Origin of the sequence: Pigmentiphaga kullae (genome assembly GCF_004216695.1) — a bacterium.
GTDB classification, from domain to species: domain Bacteria; phylum Pseudomonadota; class Gammaproteobacteria; order Burkholderiales; family Burkholderiaceae_B; genus Pigmentiphaga; species Pigmentiphaga kullae.
Genome location: NZ_SGXC01000001.1, coordinates 396663 through 414264 on the forward strand (window position 1 = coordinate 396663; position 17602 = coordinate 414264).

Consider the following 17602-nt stretch of genomic DNA (forward strand, 5'->3'; position numbering starts at 1 on the left):
GCCTACAACACGTAGCGCGCCAGGTCCTGGTGCGCCGCGGCCTCTTCCAGCTGCCGGTTGACGTAGTCGGTATCGATGCGCACCACTTCCCCGCTCTTGCGGGTCGCGTCGAACGACAGCTCCTCCAGCAGCTTTTCCATCACCGTGTACAGCCGGCGCGCGCCGATGTTCTCGGTCTTCTCGTTCACCGCGAAGGCCAGCTCGGCCAGGCGCTCGATGCCATCGTCGGTGAACTCCAGCCGGACGCCCTCGGTCTCGAGCAGCGCCGTGTATTGCTTGACCAGCGAGGCATCGGTTTCGGACAGGATGCGCACGAAATCCTTGGCCGACAGCGAATCGAGCTCGACCCGGATCGGGAAGCGCCCTTGCAGTTCGGGAATCAGGTCCGACGGCCGCGACAGGTGGAAAGCCCCCGACGCGATGAACAGGATATGGTCCGTGCGCACCATGCCGTACTTGGTGTTGACGGTCGTGCCCTCGACCAGCGGCAACAGGTCGCGCTGCACGCCCTGGCGCGAGACGTCCGAGCCGCTGGTTTCCTGGCGGGTGGCGATCTTGTCGACCTCGTCCAGGAACACGATGCCGTTCTGCTCGACGCTGGCCAGCGCCTTGGTGCGCAGTTCTTCCTCGTTCACGCGGCGGCCGGCTTCCTCGTCCACCAGCAGCTTGAAGGCTTCCTTGATGCGCAGCTTGCGGACCTTCTTCTTGCCCTGGGCCATGCCGGCGAACATGCCGCGGATCTGCTCGGTCATTTCCTCCATGCCCGGCGGCGACATGATCTCCATCTGCGGCACGGCCTGGGCCACCTCGATCTCGATCTCCTTGTCGTCCAGCTGGCCTTCGCGCAGGCGCTTGCGGAAAGTCTGGCGCGCGGCATTGTCGTCACGCTGGGGATTGCCCATCGCGTCGCGCGCGGGCGGGACCAGCACGTCCAGGATGCGGTCCTCGGCGGCGTCCTCGGCCTGCGTGCGCACGCGGCGCATTTCCGCCTCGCGCACCTGCTTGACGGCCACCTCGGCCAGGTCGCGGATGATGGTATCGACGTCGCGGCCCACGTAGCCCACCTCGGTGAACTTGGTCGCCTCGACCTTCACGAAGGGCGCGTCGGCCAGCTTGGCCAGGCGGCGCGCGATCTCGGTCTTGCCCACGCCCGTCGGGCCTATCATCAGGATGTTCTTGGGGTGGATCTCGTGGCGCAGCGGCTCGGCCACCTGCTGGCGGCGCCAGCGGTTGCGCAGCGCAATGGCCACGGAACGCTTGGCGCGGTCCTGGCCGACGATGTACTTGTCCAGTTCGGAGACGATCTCACCGGGGGTCATCATGTTCATTCCAGTACCTCGACGGTGTGATGCTGGTTGGTGTAGATGCAAAGGTCGCCCGCGATCGACAACGACTTCTTGACGATGTCCTCGGGGGCCATGTCGGTGTTCTGCAGCAGCGCCAGGCCGGCCGACTGCGCATAGGCGCCGCCCGAACCGATGGCCGCCAGGCCGTGCTCGGGCTCCAGCACGTCGCCGTTGCCGGTCAGCACCAGCGTCGAGTCCCGGTCGGCCACGATCAGCATGGCTTCCAGCCGGCGCAGCACGCGGTCGGTGCGCCAGTCACGCGTAAGGTCCACCGCCGCGCGCAGCAGGTGCCCCTGGTGTTTTTCCAGCTTGCCCTCGAAACGCTCGATCAGCGTGAAGGCGTCGGCCGTGGCGCCGGCGAAGCCCGCCAGCACCGAATCCTTGTACAGGCGGCGCACCTTGCGGGCGCTGCCCTTCATGACGATGTTTCCCAGGGTGACCTGCCCGTCGCCGCCCAGGGCAACGCGGTTGCCGCGGCGCACGCTGATGATGGTGGTGCCGTGGAATTGTTCCATTTGCTCTTCCTGATGGGCCCGCGGCCCCGCGCTGGCGCGCCGGGCCGACGAGCGAAAACGACTTCTGGATAGTGGGGGCGACGGGGGCCCGATTCAAGAGGTGGGTCTCCCGCCCTGAGCCTTATTCCCCGGAAATCGCAAACCCGCGCAGCCACGGATCGATATGGGCAATATCGAACGTTCCGGCCTCGAACATCTGCATCATCTCCTTGTGGATACGCGCCGGCCGCCGTTGCAGGCGCCAGCCATTGATGCGCAGGAACACGTCGACCGCGGCGAAAGCGATACGCTTGTTGCCATCCACGAACGGATGATGGATCGCCATGCTTTCCATCAGGGCGGCTGCTTCGGCCACGATATCCTCGTAATAGCCGGTTTGCGGCCGAAACAGTGCCGCCTCGATCGCACCCGGATCACGTACGCCCGGCGCGCCACCGTAGCGCTGCATCAATAGCGCATGCATGCCCAGCACGTCCGCCACGGTCAGATAATCGTGCGACACGGTCTACTTGGCCAGTTCGCGATACAGACTGTCGAATTCGTCCACACTCGACGCGAACGCAGCCATGACGTGCCGGCGGGGACGTTCTTTTTGCTGCCTGTCGATGTAATCGCGCAATGCGTCATCCAGCACTGCCTGGAATTGGCGTCCCTGGGTTTCCGCGATCTGGCGCAAGGCGGCGAGCACTTCAGGGGCGGCTTGAGAGGAGAATTTCTCCCGAACGGTTGTGGTCATGACCATTCCATCATGATTTATCTTGATATTTCATGATAAAGCAAGTTTTCGCGAAAAAAAAAACGGCGCCAGAGGCGCCGTTCATACGGATCGCGCGGACGATCGCGTCAGTCGCCGTACAGCTTCTGCCGCAGTTCGCGGCGTTGCTGCGCCTCCAGCGACAGCGTGGCCGTGGGCCGCGCCAGCAACCGGGCGACGCCGATGGGCTCGCCGGTTTCCTCGCACCAGCCGTACTCGCCCGACTCGATGCGGCCCAGGGCCTGCTGGACCTTCTTCAGCAGCTTGCGCTCGCGGTCGCGCGTGCGCAGTTCCAGGGCGTGCTCTTCCTCGATCGTGGCACGGTCGGCCGGATCCGGCACGAAGGGCGTCTCGCGCAGGTGCTCGGTGGTTTCACCGGCGTTCTGCAGCAGTTCGCGTTCGATTTCCTGGAGCCGGCTCTTGAAAAAGGCAAGCTGCGCTTCGTTCATATAGTCGGCCTCGGGCATGGCCAACAACTCTTTTTCAGAGAGCACGGCCTCAGCCGGCTTGGTCATCACGTTTTCCAACGCGTCCTCCTGAGTGACTTTTAAGGTTTTGCTCGACGCTTTCGTTGCCATGAAAATGCTCCGCGCGAATCAATAAGGCTTTCCAATTCCCACACAGCACCGCATATTCCAATCGCTCCCGGCAAGCCGGGTATCCCACCGTGGGCGCCGCGGATCCGGCTCCGCCGGTCCGCCAGCGCCGCCCCCTGGGGGGCGCGCGTCAGCGCGTAGGGGGGGACCTACACCAGACATTGCTCCAGGCCGTGCATGAAGACATCGCGAGGCAGGTTGCGGCCGATGAAGACCAGCTTGCTGCCGCGTTTCTCGCCCGGCGCCCAGGCCCGGCCGGCGTCGGCTCCCATCAGCATGTGCACGCCCTGGAACAGCATCCGGCGGTTCACGCCACTCATGTACAGAATACCCTTGTACCTCAATAAATCGGTTCCGTACACCTGCACCACGCCGCCCAGGAATTCCTCCAGGCGCATGGGGTCGAACGGCTTGTCCGACTTGAACACGAAGGCGCCGATGGCGTCGTCGTGATGGTGGTGGTGATGGCCGTGCGCATGGTGGTGGCTGGGGTCGCTGCAGCCGTCGACCGCGCACTGCTCGCCATGTTCGTGAGCGTGGTCGTGGCCATGATCGTGCCCGTGATCATGGCCGTGCTCCGCGGCGTCGGGATGTTCCTCGGCCAGGAACTCCGGGTCGATGTCCAGGATGGCGTTCAGGTTGAAGCCATTGATGTCCAGGATTTCCTTCAGGTCGACTTCGCCGAAATTGACCGGCGTGATCGTGGCGCGCGGGTTGATGTGCACCAGGCGCGAACGCAGGGCCTGGTAGTCGGCGTCGTCGACCAGGTCCACCTTGGAAACCAGCAGGCGGTCGGCGAAACCCACCTGGTTGAGCGCCTCGGGCTGCTCGTCCAGCGTCTGCATGCCGTGCTTGGCGTCCACCACGGTGATGACGGCATCCAGCCTGAAGTAGCTGGCCACCTCGTCTTCCATGAAGAAGGTCTGGCACACCGGGCCGGGGTTGGCCATGCCGGTGGTCTCGATGATGACCCGCTCGTAGTTCAGCGCGCCGGCGCGCTGCTTGTCCTTCAGGTCGATCAGGATGCGCACCAGGTCGCCGCGCACCGTGCAGCACACGCAGCCGTTGTTCATCTCGATGATCTGTTCGTCGCGGTCCTGGATCAGGAGATCGTTGTCCACGCCTTCGGGCCCGAACTCGTTCTCGATCACGGCGATCCGGCGGCCATGGTGCTCAGTCAGAATCCGGTTGAGCAGCGTGGTCTTGCCCGCGCCCAGGAACCCCGTCAGGACAGTGACCGGAATCTGCTTCGGTGTTTTGTCCGCAGCCTTCATCTATACAGCTCCTTGCACATGCGTCCAGGGACGCGTCAATGCGTTTTGCGTTCGTCGCCGGCTTCGCGGCCGGCCTGGACGCAGGCGGGACAGCGCCCGCGCACGACCATTTCCACATCGCGCCCTTCGAAACCGTCGGGCAGGCGATCGAGATTCTGCTGGATACCCACCGGCGCATCGATACAGAACATGCGCCGGCAGACATCGCATTGAAAGTGCCCATGCAGCTCGCCGTGATGGTGATGCGCGTGGGGCGTTCCCGCATCGTCGCCGGGCCGGGCGACGCTGAAGCGCCAGACTCGGTCTTCCCCGGCGATGCGGTGCGCGAGGCCGGTCTGCACCAGCCACTCCAGCACACGGTACACGGTGACCCGGTCGACCGACACCGACGACCCGATGCGGTCGAACAGCTCCTGGTGCGACAGCGCGCTTGCCGCCTCCATCAGGGTCGCCAAGACATGCACCCGGGTTGCGGTGACTCGTGCGCCTTGGGCACGTATCGCCTCGCGGGCCAGATCCTCCACGCGTCGCTCCTTCCGTTCGGCCCGCCAAGCGGGGCCGGATTACAGCACAAGCCGCTTTGCCAGGGCAAACCCGGACTAACCCCCGGTCCGCCCCGCGGCACAAACCGCTTTTTCCCCCTGGAGGCGGACCCCAGGTAAAAAGCAGCGGACGGTGTACCACGAATCGCCACCGGCAAACGCGAGATATGGGGCCGCTTTGGGGGAATTCAAGCCTTCCGGCCGATTTTGGTAACCGTTTGCGACGAAAGCGGGCGCATACGCCCTAGACTCGCTGCAGCAACAGCCCCTTCAGGTACTCGCCTTCGGGGTGCGTCATGCGCATGGGATGGTCGATCCCCGCCGCCAGCCTCTCCAGCAGCACGAAGTCCTGGCGCGCGTCCACCGCGGCGCCGGCCACGATCTTCTGGAACAGGTCCACGCTGATGGCGCCCGAACACGAAAAGGTCAGCAGATAGCCGCCCGGCTTGACCAGCTTCATGCCCTTCAGGTTGACGTCCTTGTAGGCGCGCGCCGCCTTGTCCACGTGGTGCACCGAGGGGGCGAACTTGGGCGGGTCCAGTACCACGATGTCGAACAACTGCCCTTCGGCGGCCAGCGCCTTCTGCGCCTCGGCCACCTTGGACACCCGGCACTCGAAGGCGGCTTCGGTCAGGCCGTTGCGGGCCGCGTTGCGGGCGGCCATCGCCAGCGCGTCGGCCGACGAATCCACCGACACGGCACGGGCCGCCCCGGCGCGCATGGCCGCCAGCGAAAAACCGCCCGTGTACGAGAAGCAGTTCAGCACCGTGGCGCCGGGCCCGGCCAGCGCGGCCAGTTCCGCCACCCGGCGCCGGCTCTCGCGCTGGTCCAGGTAGAAACCGGTCTTGTGGCCGTGGACCACGTCCACGCCGTAGCGCACGCCGTCCTCGACGATTTCCACCTCGGCGGGCGGTTGCGCCCCCCGGAGCACGCCGGTACGGGGCGCCAGGCCCTCGCGCTCGCGCGCCGCGGCGTCGGAGCGCTCGTACACGTCGGCGCAGCCGGTGGCGGCCACCAGCGCGTCGACCAGGGCCTCGCGCCAGCGCTCGACCCCGGCGGCCAGGAACTGGACCACCAGTTGGCCGGCATAGCGGTCGGCCACGAAACCCGGCAGGGCATCGGCCTCGCCGAACACCAGCCGCACCGCGTCGGTGCGGCCGGCCAGCGCGGCGCGGCGGGCCACGGCGTCGGCGACCCGGGCGGCCATCCAGGCGGCGTCGACCGGCTCGTCCTCGCGGAAGGTCCAGCAGCGCACGCGTATCTGCGAATCGGGGCTGTAGGCGCCCCAGGCCAGGAAATTGCCGCGGCTGTCGACCACGCGCACGGTGTCGCCGGCCTGCGGCCGGCCGGCGGCCTGCGCCACGGCGGTGGCATAGACCCAGGGATGGCGCCGCAGCAGGGACTTTTCCTTGCCGGGCTTGAGAACGACGTCGTTCATCGGGACTTCTTCAAAGCGGAGGGATGGGGCCTGACGGCAGGCCGCCATGGTACCGCCGCCGGGCCCGAGGCCCAAATCGGCGCCTATTCCCTGCCGATGCGGTTGCGCAGCACGCCGATCGCGTCGACCTCCACTTCCACGATGTCGCCCTCTTTCATGAAGACCGGAGGCATCCGTTTCATGCCGACGCCGCCGGGAGTGCCGGTCACGATCACATCGCCGGGCGCGAGCGGCATGAACGTCGAAATGTAGGCGATCAGCCGCGGAATACTGTGTATGAGCATGTCGGACGTCGCGCGCTGCATTTCCACGCCATTCAGGCGCGTGGTCAGCGTCATTTTGCGATCCGGCGGAATTTCGTCGGCGGTGACCATCCAGGGGCCGAAGGCGCCGGTCCGCCAGAAGTTCTTGCCCGCCGTCCATTGCGAGGTGCTCGTCTGCCAGTCCCGCAGGCTGCCGTCGTTGTAGCAGGCATAGCCGGCGATGTGGTCCCACGCAGCCACTTCCGCGATGCGCCGTCCACCCTGGCCCAGGATGACCGCGATCTCCCCTTCGTAGTCGAGTTTGCCGGACTCGGGCGGCAGGACGATGTCTTCGCCATGGGCGGCCTGGGACTCGGGCACGCGCAGGAACAGGACCGGATCCTCGGTGACCTGGCGGCCGGTCTCGCGGACGTGGTCAGCGTAGTTCAACCCGGCGCACACAATCTTGCCGGGATTGGGGATGACCGGCAGTAGCCGGACCTCTCCCGGTTGCCGCAGCACCCCCGCCGCGCGGGCTCGGGCGGCTTCCTGGAGCAAGCCCCCGGCGATCAGGGCCTTGAGATCGGCGGCGCGGTTTCCGAAGGCGGGCCGAAGATCGATGATGCCCTCTTCCACGGCCAGGCCGTAGGAGGATTCGTTGTCGACGATGAAGCTGACGAATTTCATGGAGGGTATTCCTTGTGAAAACAGCGGTCAGGTGGACCAGCAGGAGGCCAGAGCTTCCCTGGAAGGAAAGACGGAGCCCGGACGGATGGCGGACCGGGTGCGGGAAAATGCCGGGGCGGGAGCCGCCTGCCTGATGCCGTCGATCTCGGCCACGCGCTGCCGGTCGTTGAAATGGGGATGCGCCAGCGACTCGTCCAATGTCAGGACCGGCGTGACGCACGCATCCACGCCGTCGAATGCCGCCACCCATTCGGCGCGCGTCCTGGTACGGAATACGGCGGCGACCCGCGAACGCAGTTCGGGCCATGCGGCGGGGTCGCGCTGCCGGTCGAACAGCGGATCGGAAAGGCCGGCGACCCGGCGAAAGGCTTCGTAGAACTGCGGTTCGCCGGCCCCCACGGCGATATAGCGGCCGTCCTTGCATTCGTAGCTGGAGTAGAAGTGCGAACCGCCGTCCAGCTGATTTGCCCCGCGTTCCGGGTGCCACGTTCCCGATGCCGCCATCGCGTGGAACAGCGACATCATGGACAGGACGTTGTCGCAGATGGCGCAATCGACGACCTGCCCCGCACCGGAACGGCGGCTTTCCAGGATGGCGGCGAGTATGCCCACCACCAGGAATAGCGAACCGCCGCCGTAGTCGCCGATAAGGTTCAAGGGTACGGCCGGCGGCTGGCCGGCCGGACCGATCGCGCCCAGCGCGCCCGCCAGGGCGATGTAGTTGATGTCGTGCCCGCCATGGAGAGCCAGCGGTCCGGTCTGCCCCCAGCCCGTCATGCGGGCATAGACCAGCGCCGGATTCGCCTCGAGCAAGGGTTGCGGCCCCAGTCCCAGGCGCTCCATGACTCCCGGACGAAACCCTTCGATGAGCACGTCGGCGCGCAAGGCCAGTTCCCGGGCGCAGGCCGCGTCGTCCGGCTGCTTAAGATCGAGTGCGAACGAGCGGCGGCCGCGCAGGATGATGTCCCTGGCGCGGCGCTTCGCGCCCGGCCGCTCCAGCCGGACGACGTCCGCCCCCATGTCCGCCAACATCATGGCGGCGAAAGGCGCCGGCCCGAGGCCGGCGAACTCCAGCACCCGGACGCCCCGCAGCGGCCCGCGGGCAAGATCCGGCGCCGCGGCCGCTTCGGTTTCATGCATGGTTGCCGTCATGATCTAGCCCTGCCAGCCGGTCGCTTGCGCCAGGACGGCGTCGGCGTCGCCGGCCGCGTCGTCGCCGCGCCATGCCACGTGGTGGTCGGGGCGGATCAACACCAGATCGCAGGCGTAGAGGTCGCGCACCTCGCGCAGGTCGACGTTGGCGATATCCAGCGGTATGCCGCGGGCCGCCGCGGCCTGCCTGAAGGCGGACACGTCGGCGCCCGGCTTCAGGCACAGCAGCGTGAAGCCCTTGCCGAACAGGTCGTAGAGCGATACGCCATGGCCCAGGAACGCATGCGGCGCCCGGCCGCCCGGCTCCGAGGTGGGCACGTATTCGTTCGGGTCGTCGGCGACGCGGCCGCCGCCATGGCGGACGATGGGCGAATCCGAATAGTGCGCGCCAAGCTGCACGCCGAGCGAGGCGAACTGGTCGCCGAAGCCGGACAGCATTGCCGCGGCGGCGGCCCGGTCGCGTTCGCCGGCGCTGGAGTCCTCCGAGATGTGCGCGCCCACCGGCACTTCGCCGTTGGTCAGGGACATGCGCTTGGCCGCCGCGGTATTGCGGAAAGCGATCGGCCGGCGCTCCTGCTCGTAGGACGCCAGCAGTTGCGGCCCGCCCCAGCCCTGAACGGTGGCGGCCAGCTTCCATCCGAGATTGGCCACGTCGTCCACGCCCGTATTCATGCCGAATCCGCCCGTGGGCGTGAACAGGTGGACCGCGTCCCCCGCCAGCAGCACCCGCTGCCGGCCATAGCTGTCGGCCACCAGCGCCTGGCCCGCGGTCCACGGGGTGTGGGAGATGAACTGCGCGTCGATGCGTTCGCCCACGGCCTGCATGAAGTATCGCGAGATGGCCTCGACGTCCGGATTCGCGTCCTCGCTGCGCAGCTTGGTGTTCATCAGGAAGTGCGTGCCGCCGTCCAGCGAGACGACATTGGCGCGCACGTTCTCGTTGATCACCCAGTATTGCCATGCCTTGCGGCGGATGAACCTCTGGTATATCCCGGGCGCCTTGATGTAGGTGGATGCCATCGCGCCGCTGGCGTAGGCCCGCTCCTCCGGGCGTTTGCCCGAGTACCCGATCCCGAGCTTGCGGCGCACGAGGCTCGCGCCGCCGTCGCAACCGACCAGGTAGCGGCAGTCGACGGTTTCGCGCCGCCCCTGGCCATCGACGATGGATACCGTTACGCCGTCCGGACGTTCCTCGAAGTCTTCGAACTCGTGTCTCCATCGGCAATCGATGGCCGGCAACGCATGGACGTGGTCGAAGACGAACTTCTCGACGTACATCTGGTTGCAGCGAAGAATGGGCTCCGGCACCTGGTCGGTGACCGCGACATGGCGCAGGCCCTCCTGCTTTTCCGCTTCGGAGGGCATGGGCAGCCGGCATATCTCCAGCCCGTTGAGGGCGGTCTTGTACACCACGTCGGTGGGGTGGTCGGCCGGCAAGCCGCGGAGCTGCCGCACCTGCTTCGATATGCCCAGCCGCCGGAAGTGCTCCATCGTCCGGCAGTTGTGCGTGTTGCCCCGCGGATAGTCGCGCGACCCGCCGCTCCTGTCCACGATCATCGATCGCACGCCCGACGCTTCCAGATTCATCGCCAGGTGCATGCCGACCGGACCCCCGCCGACAATCACCACATCCACGGACCTCATGAGACCTCCTTGTTTACGAGTGACTTAATGCCGTTGCATCACCTCCTTTATTAATGCTTGCGGGAGCTCCCGCACAAACTCATTTTCCCCGCGGTGCACTTTGTGCACGCGCCGCAGAAGCGCTTTGACTTCGCCGTTGGCGCGCCAATAGTATGAAAAAACGATATGCGCCCAAACGCCGATTCCATGCGGGTTTCGGGGCGGTCGGACCAACGGTTCAAAGATGGGGAGAGACGTGGGAAGAGCAAAGGCGGCGATCATCGGCGTGGGCGGTTCGAGCATCGAGCGGCGCTCGGACCGGAGCATCGTGGCGTTCGCGCTCGATGCCGCCATGGCGGCCCTGGCCGACGCCGGCATCGACCGCGAACAGATCGACGGCTACATCGGATCGCCCAAGGCCTCCCATGCCGCCGCCCTGCACGTGGACGGCGCCGACGAGATCTCCGCCCGGCTGCTGGCCGGCAGGCTGGGACTCGAGAACCTGTCCGTCGCCATCGACCTGAACAGCGCGTTTCCCACCGAGATGGTGACGACCGCCGGACATCTTCTGCACAGCGGGGCATGCGACTACCTGCTTGCCGTGCGGGCCCTGTGCAACCTGCCGGGCGTCCGATACGGCGAGGTCAAGTCGCGCGAGGCCCATGGCGAGGAGCAGTTCACCGCCCCCTTCGGCTACCACACCGGCGGCGCCAGGTTCGCCACGCGGCTCCAGGCGTACTTCAGCGCCTCGGGCGCCACGCGGCGCGACCTGTACGAACTGGTCGCGCTGATGCGACGCAACGCCTCGCGCAATCCCCATGCCATCTGGCGCGACAAGAGCGAGATCGCGCTGGACGATTACCTGCGGTCGCCGCTGATCGCCGAACCGCTCTGCATGCTCGATTGCGACATGCCGGTCAGCGGCGCGGTCGCCTTCGTCATGACGCGGCCGGAGCTGGCCGCGGCTTCCAGGCAGCCGCCCGTCTATGTGGCCGGCTCGGCGAACTGGCTGACCGCCGACGAGATCTTCGAGCGCTCGGGCCGTGACCGGACCGACATCGATCTATGCCAGATCTACGACGGCTTCTCCTTCCTGGTCTACGAATGGCTGGAGCGGCTCGGGTGGTGTCCGCCGCATGCGGCCTGGCGCTACGTGCGCGACGGCGAGTGCGAGATCGGCGGCGAGCTGCCCGTGAACACCTTCGGCGGCGCGCTGGGCGAAGGCCGGCTGCACGGCGCCGGCCACGTCCGCGAAGCGGTGCTGCAACTGCGGGGCCAGGCCGGTGACCGCCAGGTCCCCGGCGCGGCCGACTGCCTGGTCCAGGTCGGACCGTTCGATTACTCCTCCTTGCTGGTGCTCAGCAATGACCCGGCGTGAATACGATGTTTCCTGATGAGGTGGTTTGATGTTGTCACATGCAGATAACGAGTTGCTCGTACGGGTCGGTGCCGGAACCGCCATGGGCAATCTCATGCGGTTGTACTGGCTGCCGTTCTTCCTGTCGAAGGATCTCGCGGCCGACGGCGCGCCCAAGCGCGTCCGGCTCATGGGCGAGGACCTGGTCGCATTCCGCGACTCCGACGGGCAGATCGGCCTGGTCGACGTCGCGTGTGCGCACCGCCGCGCGCCGTTGGCCTATGCGCGCAACGAGGATGGCGGCCTGCGTTGCGTGTACCACGGCTGGAAGTTCGATCGCACCGGGCAATGCACGGACATGCCCGCCGAACCGGAAGAAAGCCGCTACAAGGAGCGGGTGCGGATCAAGTCCTACACCTGCCGGGAGCGCAACGGGGTGGTGTGGGCCTACATGGGCCCCGAGCAGCAGAATCCGCCCCCGCTGCCGAACGTCGAGTGGAATCTCGTCGCCCCCGAACAGGTCCACCTTTCGCTGCGGGTGCAGGAGTGCAACTGGCTGCAAGGACTGGAAGGCGACATCGATTCCGCGCACGCCAGCTTCCTGCACGGCCGGGTCGATGCGGAAGGCCGCATGAAGCGCCTGCTCTACGTGCGGGACCGCCGTCCCAAGTTCGAGGTCGTCAGGCAGGATTACGGTATCAGCATCGCCGCGCGCCGCGGCCTGGAAGACAAGGCGTACTGGCGCGTGACCCAGTTGCTCGAACCCTTCTATACCCTGACGCCGCCGCAGCCCGTCTTTCCCGAGCTGACCGGCCACGCCTGGGTCCCCATCGATGACGAGCATACGCTCGTGCTGATGTTCAGCTACCACCCCGACGAGCCGCTGTACGAGAAAACCAGGAAACTGTTCGAGGAAGGCTACAACGGCCGCGAGACGGGCCACCCCAGCCGCGATGCCTTCCGGCACGACAATCCCGCCGATCCCTATTTCGGATACTGGACCCGGTTCAATCGCGAATCCGATTTTCTCTTCAAGCACGAAGACCAGGTCCGTACCTGGTTCTCGGGGCTGCCGGGGCTGTGGGTGCAGGACACCGGCTGCCAGGCCGGGCTGGGGCCGATCGCCGACCGGTCCGCGGAAAAACTGGGGGCGAGCGATGCCGGCATCGTGGCCGCGCGCCGCCACCTGCTGGACCTGGCCAAACGGTACCGGGACGAGGGGCACGCGCCCGCCACCGTGGCGAATCCGGATCTGCTCATGATGCGGGCCGTCTCGCTGACGATCGATCCGCAACTCGAATGGGCGGAGGCAGGCAAGGAACCCATGACCGCCCGGCTGGGCAAGGGGTTCGGGTACAAGCCATGAGCAGCGACGTCAACGAATACAAGGGAAGCGCCGACGGCGGTGCCCTGGCGGGCGTCCGGGTGCTGGAGCTGAGCGCCGGCGCGGCGGCGGTCACGGGCCGCATGCTGGCGGACCTGGGGGCGGAGCTCATCAAGGTCGAACCGCCGGGAGGCGAGGCCGCGCGCACCGCCGAACCGCTGGTCAGCTTGCCCAACGGCGAACGCATCAACCCGTTCTGGCTCGCATTCAACGTGAACAAGCGCAGCCTGTGCCTCGATCTCGATACGGAGGCGGGGCGCGAAGACTGGATACGGGTGGCGCGGACGGCCGACATCGTGGTCACCGACCACCAGCGCCTGTCCATGGCCGAGAACGATGCGCTGGCAACGCTGGCCCGGGCCGCGAACCCCGGCCTGGTCTGGACGGAGATCTGGCCGTTCGGCCGAGGCGGTGCCTACGAGAACCATCCGGCCGGCGACCTGGTGATCCAGGCCCTGGGCGGACACCTTTGCCTCAACGGCGACCTCGACCGGCCGCCGGTCCGCATCGGCCTGCCGGTGTCCGTGCTGCATGGCGGATCGGAGGCGGCGGGCGCGGCGCTGATGGCCTATTACCATCGCCTGCGCACCGGCGTCGGCCAACGCGTGGACATCTCCATGCAGGAGTGCATCACGTGGACGCTGCTCAACACCACCATGATCTGGCAGTTGCTGGGCATCAATGAAACCCGCGGCGGCGCGGTGCGCAAGGAAAGGGCCAACAATTTCTACACCCGCCTCGTCTGGGAATGCGCCGACGGCTACATCACCATCGCGCCGGTCGGCGGCGGCTTCGGCGTGGTGCGAGAACGGTCCTATGCGGCGCTGGTGGCCTGGATGGCCGAGGAAGGCGTGGCCGATGAACTCCTCACTTCGCGGGACTGGAACGGCAGGGACGCGGCGTCCATCAGCCAGGAGGACTACGACCGGGTGGCGGTGATCATCGGCGATTTCATCCGCACCAAGACCAAGCGGCAGTTGATGGACAGGGCAGTCGGAAACCAGATCCTGCTGGCGCCCATCAACGGCGTGAAAGACGTGCTCGACAACGCCCACCTGCGCGAACGGGGGTTGTACGCGTCGCTGCGGGACGACACGCGCGGCACGACGCTGGACTACCCGGCGACGTGGGCCAACCTGCGCGCCACCCCGCTGGTTCCGTTGCGGCCCGCCCCCGGCCCGGGCGAATTCGCCCTGGCCGATATCGATGCCGACGGCGCCCGAGGGGCAACCATCAAGGAGCAAGCATGAGCCGCGGTTCCATCTTCGACGGCATCAAGGTCGCCGACTTCACCTGGGCTGCGGCGGGTCCGATCATCACCAAGCAGCTCGCCGACAACGGCGCGACCGTGATCAAGATCGAATCGACTCGCCATCCCGACAGCGTGCGCCTGGGCGGGCCGTTCAAGGACGGGGTGCGCGGCATCAACCGCAGCGGTTTCTTCGCCGACTTCAACAGTTCGAAGCTCGGCATCGCCATCGACATGAACCATGCGCGCGCCGCGGAAGTCGTCCTGCCCCTGGTCAAGTGGGCGGACGTGGTCGCCGACAGCTTCCGGCCCCGGGTCATGGACAAATGGGGATTCGGCTACCGGCGGCTGAGCGAGGTCAATCCCAGCGTCATCATGGTCAGCTCGTCGCTATACGGCGACACGGGGCCGTGGAGCACTCACCCCGGTTTCGGCGCGCAGGGACAGGCCATCGCCGGCTTCCACGGGCTGACGGGCTGGCCCGACCGCCCGCCCGCGGTCCCCAAGGGGGCCTATACGGATTCCGTCTCGCCCCGCTTCGGCATGACCGCGCTGGCGGCCGCGCTCATCCACCGGGAGCGCACGGGACAGGGCCAGCATATCGAACTCGCGCAGGTCGATACCGGCGTCATGTTCCTGTCCGCGGAAATCGTCAAGCTGCAGGCGGGCGGAGGCGAGACGGTTCGAGCCGGCAATGCCGACCCGCGTGCGTTGCTGCATGCGGTGCTGCCGTGCCAGGGCGAGGACCGCTGGATCGCCGTCGAAGTCTGGACGCATGAGCAGTGGCATGCCTGCATGGACATGCTGGCGTCCCGCGGAAAGCCCTCCGCCGTACTGGCGGACCCGGCGGCGGCCAGGCACGCGCCCGAGGCCGTCGAACGCGCGGTCGGCGAGCTGACCGCGCATTGGGATGCCTTCGAACTCATGGGCGCCCTGCGCCGCGCCGGCGTGCCGGCCGGGGCATGCCTGCGCGGCGGCGACCTGCTGGCGGATCCCGTGCTGCGGGAACGCGGCCATTTCTGGCCGCTTGCGCATCCCGAGATGGGGACGCTGGATTACAACGGTCCGGCCTATCGGTTCGAGCACACTCCATCGCACCTTACCCGCGCCGCGCCGTGCCTGGGCGCCGACACCGACGACGTGCTGGGCCAGGTGCTGGGTTTCGCCTCGGCCAAGATCGGCGAATTGCGCGACTGCGGCGTGCTGGCATGAAGATGGACCGGAGATAGATTCATGGATGAAGGGCTTTTCAGCGTCGGCGGCGTGCTCATGCCCCGGCCATTCAAGGTCAGGCGGCTCGGGCATTTCGGCATCAATGTTCCGGATGTCGATGCCGCGCTCGATTTCTACCGCCGCCTGCTCGGCTACAAGATCTCCGACCCGATCGATTTCTCGTCGCGGCTGCCCCCGCAGGAGCGCGACCGGCATGGTTCCACTGTCGGCTATTTCCTCCGGCATGGCACCGAACATCACTCCTTCGTGATATTTCCCAGCCGCTTCCTGCATGCGACCAACCCTCACTATCAACATCATCCGGAACTCACGACCAATCAGTTCACCTGGCAGGTGGGCAGCCTCAAGGAAGTGGTGGACGGACTCCAATGGTTCGAGGCGCACGACAAGAAGATCGTGCGTTCCGGCCGCGACGTGCCGGGCTCCAATTGGCACTTCTACGCGCCGGATCCGGACGGCCATGTGAACGAGCTTTTCTATGGCATCGAGCAGATCGGCTGGAGCGGGCATGCCAAGCCTTCGCAGGTACACCGGCTTCGGCATGAAAAACCGCCGCAACTGCCTTTCCGCTCCGAGCAGGCCGAAGTCGATGCGGCGCTGGCCGATTCCCTGCCGCTGGATGCCGGACAACGGGGCGTGGACGCCGCCGCCGAGGTGCACGACGTGGACGGCATCCTGCTGGGCCGGCCGTTCAAGGTCATTCGCATCGGCCCCATACGCATCTTCGTACAGGACATGGAACGGTCGCTGCGCTTCTATCGCGACGACCTGGGACTGGCGGTCACCGAGGAGATCGACTATCTCGGCCACCGATGCGTGTTCCTGCGCGCCAATACCGAACACCACTCGCTGGCGCTCTACCCCTTGGCGCTGCGGTCGGAACTGGGCCTCGCGGCAGGCAGCACCCTGATGTCCTTCGGCATGCAACTCGGCAGCTACGCCCAGCTCAGGAACGCCATGGCCTTCCTGCGCGGCCAGGGCGTGGAGGTCTTCACGCTGCCGCCGGCATTGTTTCCCGGCATGGACTACTGCGCCTTCGCACGGGATCCGGCCGGCAACGCCATCCAGCTTTATTACCGGATGGACCAGATCGGCTGGGACGGCCGGCCGCAGCCCCGCGGTGCTGCCGGGCCCATGCCCGACATCGCCGATTGGCCCGAGGCCGTGCCTGCCACGAGCGACGTTTACCAGGGCGAAACATTCCTGGGTCCGATGAATTGACGGGAAACGACATGGATTACGACTACAGGCTGGTGAGTTTCGTCGACCGGGGCGGCGCCGCCCGCGCCGGCGTGGTGGTAGGTGGGCAGGTCTACGACGCGGCGGACCTGCTGCAGTCGTCGGGGCTGCCGGATGCGCCCGCGACGATGGCGGGACTGCTCGATGACTGGCCCGGCATGGACGAGCGGGTCCTGGCGGCGGTCAATTCGTCGGCGCTGCCGACGACCGCCTCGTGGCCGCTCGAATCCGTCGCGCTGCTGGCGCCGGTTCCCGCACCCGGGGCCATTTATTGCGCGGGAGTCAACTACCGATGCCATCGGGAAGAAATGGCCAGGGTGCACAACCGGCCGCCGGAACCGGACCTGCGTGAATCCGGCTTCGAGCCCTGGCATTTCCTCGTGCCTCCGCGGGCAAGTCTGGCGGGCCCCGACGCCATCGTCGAGCGCCCGGCGGGATGCGAGAAACTGGACTGGGAGGCCGAACTGGCCCTGGTCATCGGCCGCCAGGTCCGCCACGTAACGCCGGACGAGGCACTATCGGCCGTGGCCGGCTACGCCATCGCCAACGACCTGTCCGCGCGCGACCTGAGCGTACGGCCCCAGCAAAACGAGAAATCTCCCTTCCGGGCCGACTGGCTGGCGCACAAGGGCTTCGAGGGCTCGCTGCCCCTGGGACCCTGGCTCACGCCGGCGCGGTTCGCCGGAGATCCGCAGAAGCTGGGTATCCGGCTATGGGTCAACGACGCGCTCAAGCAGGATTCGGACACCAGCCAGATGATCTACTCGGCCGCCGAGCAGATCGCGCACCTTTCCCGGCTGCGCACGCTCTATCCCGGCGATGTGATCCTGACCGGGACGCCCGCGGGCGTGGGAAGCGCACGCGGCGAATTCCTGCAGCCCGGCGACCTGGTTCGCGTCGAGATAGACGGGTTGGGCCAACTGAGGACGCGCATCGTCTGATGGGGACGGAGCCGGATATGACGGAGCTAT

Annotated in this window: 17 protein-coding genes; 6 read left to right on the forward strand and 11 right to left on the reverse strand. The window is 66.9% G+C overall.

What is annotated here, in order from left to right:
* Window positions 1-2: 2 nt before the first annotated feature.
* The 11 genes from hslU to EV675_RS02005 form a co-directional block, all read right to left on the reverse strand.
* Window positions 3-1319, reverse strand: coding sequence for an ATP-dependent protease ATPase subunit HslU (gene hslU / locus EV675_RS01955; RefSeq protein WP_130357869.1), 1317 nt, complete (start codon window positions 1317-1319; stop codon window positions 3-5).
* Between the two features lie 5 nt (window positions 1320-1324).
* Window positions 1325-1861 carry an ATP-dependent protease subunit HslV gene (hslV, locus tag EV675_RS01960; RefSeq protein ID WP_130355746.1) on the reverse strand — a complete coding sequence of 179 codons (537 nt, stop codon included), beginning with the start codon at window positions 1859-1861 and terminating at the stop codon, window positions 1325-1327.
* Window positions 1862-1982: 121 nt separating this feature from the next.
* On the reverse strand, window positions 1983-2363 hold the full coding sequence (locus EV675_RS01965; protein WP_130355747.1) for a type II toxin-antitoxin system death-on-curing family toxin: 381 nt from the start codon (window positions 2361-2363) through the stop codon (window positions 1983-1985).
* Between the two features lie 3 nt (window positions 2364-2366).
* Window positions 2367-2597 carry a hypothetical protein gene (locus EV675_RS01970; RefSeq protein WP_087838667.1) on the reverse strand — a complete coding sequence of 77 codons (231 nt, stop codon included), beginning with the start codon at window positions 2595-2597 and terminating at the stop codon, window positions 2367-2369.
* Between the two features lie 107 nt (window positions 2598-2704).
* Complete coding sequence (dksA, locus tag EV675_RS01975; protein ID WP_370282629.1) at window positions 2705-3130, reverse strand: RNA polymerase-binding protein DksA; 426 nt, start codon at window positions 3128-3130, stop codon at window positions 2705-2707.
* Window positions 3131-3360: 230 nt separating this feature from the next.
* A complete protein-coding gene (locus EV675_RS01980) occupies window positions 3361-4485 on the reverse strand; it encodes a CobW family GTP-binding protein (protein ID WP_130355748.1) in 1125 nt (374 codons plus the stop codon).
* Between the two features lie 35 nt (window positions 4486-4520).
* Window positions 4521-5009, reverse strand: a complete 489-nt coding sequence (locus tag EV675_RS01985; RefSeq protein ID WP_130355749.1) for a Fur family transcriptional regulator — start codon at window positions 5007-5009, stop codon at window positions 4521-4523.
* A 262-nt stretch (window positions 5010-5271) separates the two neighbouring features.
* Window positions 5272-6465 carry a class I SAM-dependent rRNA methyltransferase gene (locus EV675_RS01990; protein WP_130355750.1) on the reverse strand — a complete coding sequence of 398 codons (1194 nt, stop codon included), beginning with the start codon at window positions 6463-6465 and terminating at the stop codon, window positions 5272-5274.
* A gap of 83 nt (window positions 6466-6548) precedes the next feature.
* On the reverse strand, window positions 6549-7394 hold the full coding sequence (locus EV675_RS01995; protein ID WP_130355751.1) for a fumarylacetoacetate hydrolase family protein: 846 nt from the start codon (window positions 7392-7394) through the stop codon (window positions 6549-6551).
* A 27-nt stretch (window positions 7395-7421) separates the two neighbouring features.
* A complete protein-coding gene (locus EV675_RS02000) occupies window positions 7422-8534 on the reverse strand; it encodes a CaiB/BaiF CoA transferase family protein (RefSeq protein WP_207221903.1) in 1113 nt (370 codons plus the stop codon).
* 15 nt (window positions 8535-8549) lie between these two features.
* Window positions 8550-10190 (reverse strand): FAD-dependent monooxygenase, encoded by a 1641-nt coding sequence (locus EV675_RS02005; protein ID WP_130355753.1) that lies wholly within the window; start codon window positions 10188-10190, stop codon window positions 8550-8552.
* Window positions 10191-10425: 235 nt separating this feature from the next.
* On the opposite strand from EV675_RS02005, the gene EV675_RS02010 reads away from it, so the two are divergent.
* The 6 genes from EV675_RS02010 to EV675_RS02035 all read left to right on the forward strand — a co-directional run bounded on the left by EV675_RS02010 (window position 10426) and on the right by EV675_RS02035 (window position 17572).
* Window positions 10426-11547, forward strand: a complete 1122-nt coding sequence (locus EV675_RS02010) for a thiolase family protein (protein WP_130355754.1) — start codon at window positions 10426-10428, stop codon at window positions 11545-11547.
* A gap of 82 nt (window positions 11548-11629) precedes the next feature.
* A complete protein-coding gene (locus EV675_RS02015) occupies window positions 11630-12892 on the forward strand; it encodes a Rieske 2Fe-2S domain-containing protein (protein WP_242621303.1) in 1263 nt (420 codons plus the stop codon).
* Window positions 12889-14160, forward strand: a complete 1272-nt coding sequence (locus EV675_RS02020) for a CaiB/BaiF CoA transferase family protein (protein ID WP_165404382.1) — start codon at window positions 12889-12891, stop codon at window positions 14158-14160. The genes EV675_RS02015 and EV675_RS02020 overlap by 4 nt, the downstream gene beginning before the upstream one ends.
* Complete coding sequence (locus EV675_RS02025) at window positions 14157-15371, forward strand: CaiB/BaiF CoA transferase family protein (protein ID WP_130355757.1); 1215 nt, start codon at window positions 14157-14159, stop codon at window positions 15369-15371. The genes EV675_RS02020 and EV675_RS02025 overlap by 4 nt, the downstream gene beginning before the upstream one ends.
* A gap of 21 nt (window positions 15372-15392) precedes the next feature.
* Window positions 15393-16613: a VOC family protein gene (locus EV675_RS02030; protein ID WP_130355758.1), complete on the forward strand. Its 1221-nt coding sequence runs from the start codon at window positions 15393-15395 to the stop codon at window positions 16611-16613.
* Between the two features lie 11 nt (window positions 16614-16624).
* Window positions 16625-17572: a fumarylacetoacetate hydrolase family protein gene (locus EV675_RS02035; protein WP_130355759.1), complete on the forward strand. Its 948-nt coding sequence runs from the start codon at window positions 16625-16627 to the stop codon at window positions 17570-17572.
* Window positions 17573-17602 lie beyond the last annotated feature (30 nt).

Excerpts from the sequence above, each read along its gene's own strand:
- dksA (WP_370282629.1), bottom strand. The coding sequence starts at position 3,130 with ATGACCAAGCCGGCTGAGGCCGTGCTCTCTGAAAAAGAGTTGTTGGCC.
- EV675_RS01980 (WP_130355748.1), bottom strand. The coding sequence starts at position 4,485 with ATGAAGGCTGCGGACAAAACACCGAAGCAGATTCCGGTCACTGTCCTG.
- EV675_RS02030 (WP_130355758.1), top strand. The coding sequence starts at position 15,393 with ATGGATGAAGGGCTTTTCAGCGTCGGCGGCGTGCTCATGCCCCGGCCA.
- EV675_RS01970 (WP_087838667.1), bottom strand. The coding sequence starts at position 2,597 with ATGACCACAACCGTTCGGGAGAAATTCTCCTCTCAAGCCGCCCCTGAA.
- hslU (WP_130357869.1), bottom strand. The coding sequence starts at position 1,319 with ATGACCCCCGGTGAGATCGTCTCCGAACTGGACAAGTACATCGTCGGC.
- EV675_RS02000 (WP_207221903.1), bottom strand. The coding sequence starts at position 8,534 with ATGCATGAAACCGAAGCGGCCGCGGCGCCGGATCTTGCCCGCGGGCCG.
- EV675_RS02020 (WP_165404382.1), top strand. The coding sequence starts at position 12,889 with ATGAGCAGCGACGTCAACGAATACAAGGGAAGCGCCGACGGCGGTGCC.
- EV675_RS02015 (WP_242621303.1), top strand. The coding sequence starts at position 11,630 with ATGGGCAATCTCATGCGGTTGTACTGGCTGCCGTTCTTCCTGTCGAAG.
- EV675_RS02025 (WP_130355757.1), top strand. The coding sequence starts at position 14,157 with ATGAGCCGCGGTTCCATCTTCGACGGCATCAAGGTCGCCGACTTCACC.
- EV675_RS01995 (WP_130355751.1), bottom strand. The coding sequence starts at position 7,394 with ATGAAATTCGTCAGCTTCATCGTCGACAACGAATCCTCCTACGGCCTG.
- EV675_RS02005 (WP_130355753.1), bottom strand. The coding sequence starts at position 10,190 with ATGAGGTCCGTGGATGTGGTGATTGTCGGCGGGGGTCCGGTCGGCATG.
- EV675_RS01990 (WP_130355750.1), bottom strand. The coding sequence starts at position 6,465 with ATGAACGACGTCGTTCTCAAGCCCGGCAAGGAAAAGTCCCTGCTGCGG.
- EV675_RS02035 (WP_130355759.1), top strand. The coding sequence starts at position 16,625 with ATGGATTACGACTACAGGCTGGTGAGTTTCGTCGACCGGGGCGGCGCC.
- hslV (WP_130355746.1), bottom strand. The coding sequence starts at position 1,861 with ATGGAACAATTCCACGGCACCACCATCATCAGCGTGCGCCGCGGCAAC.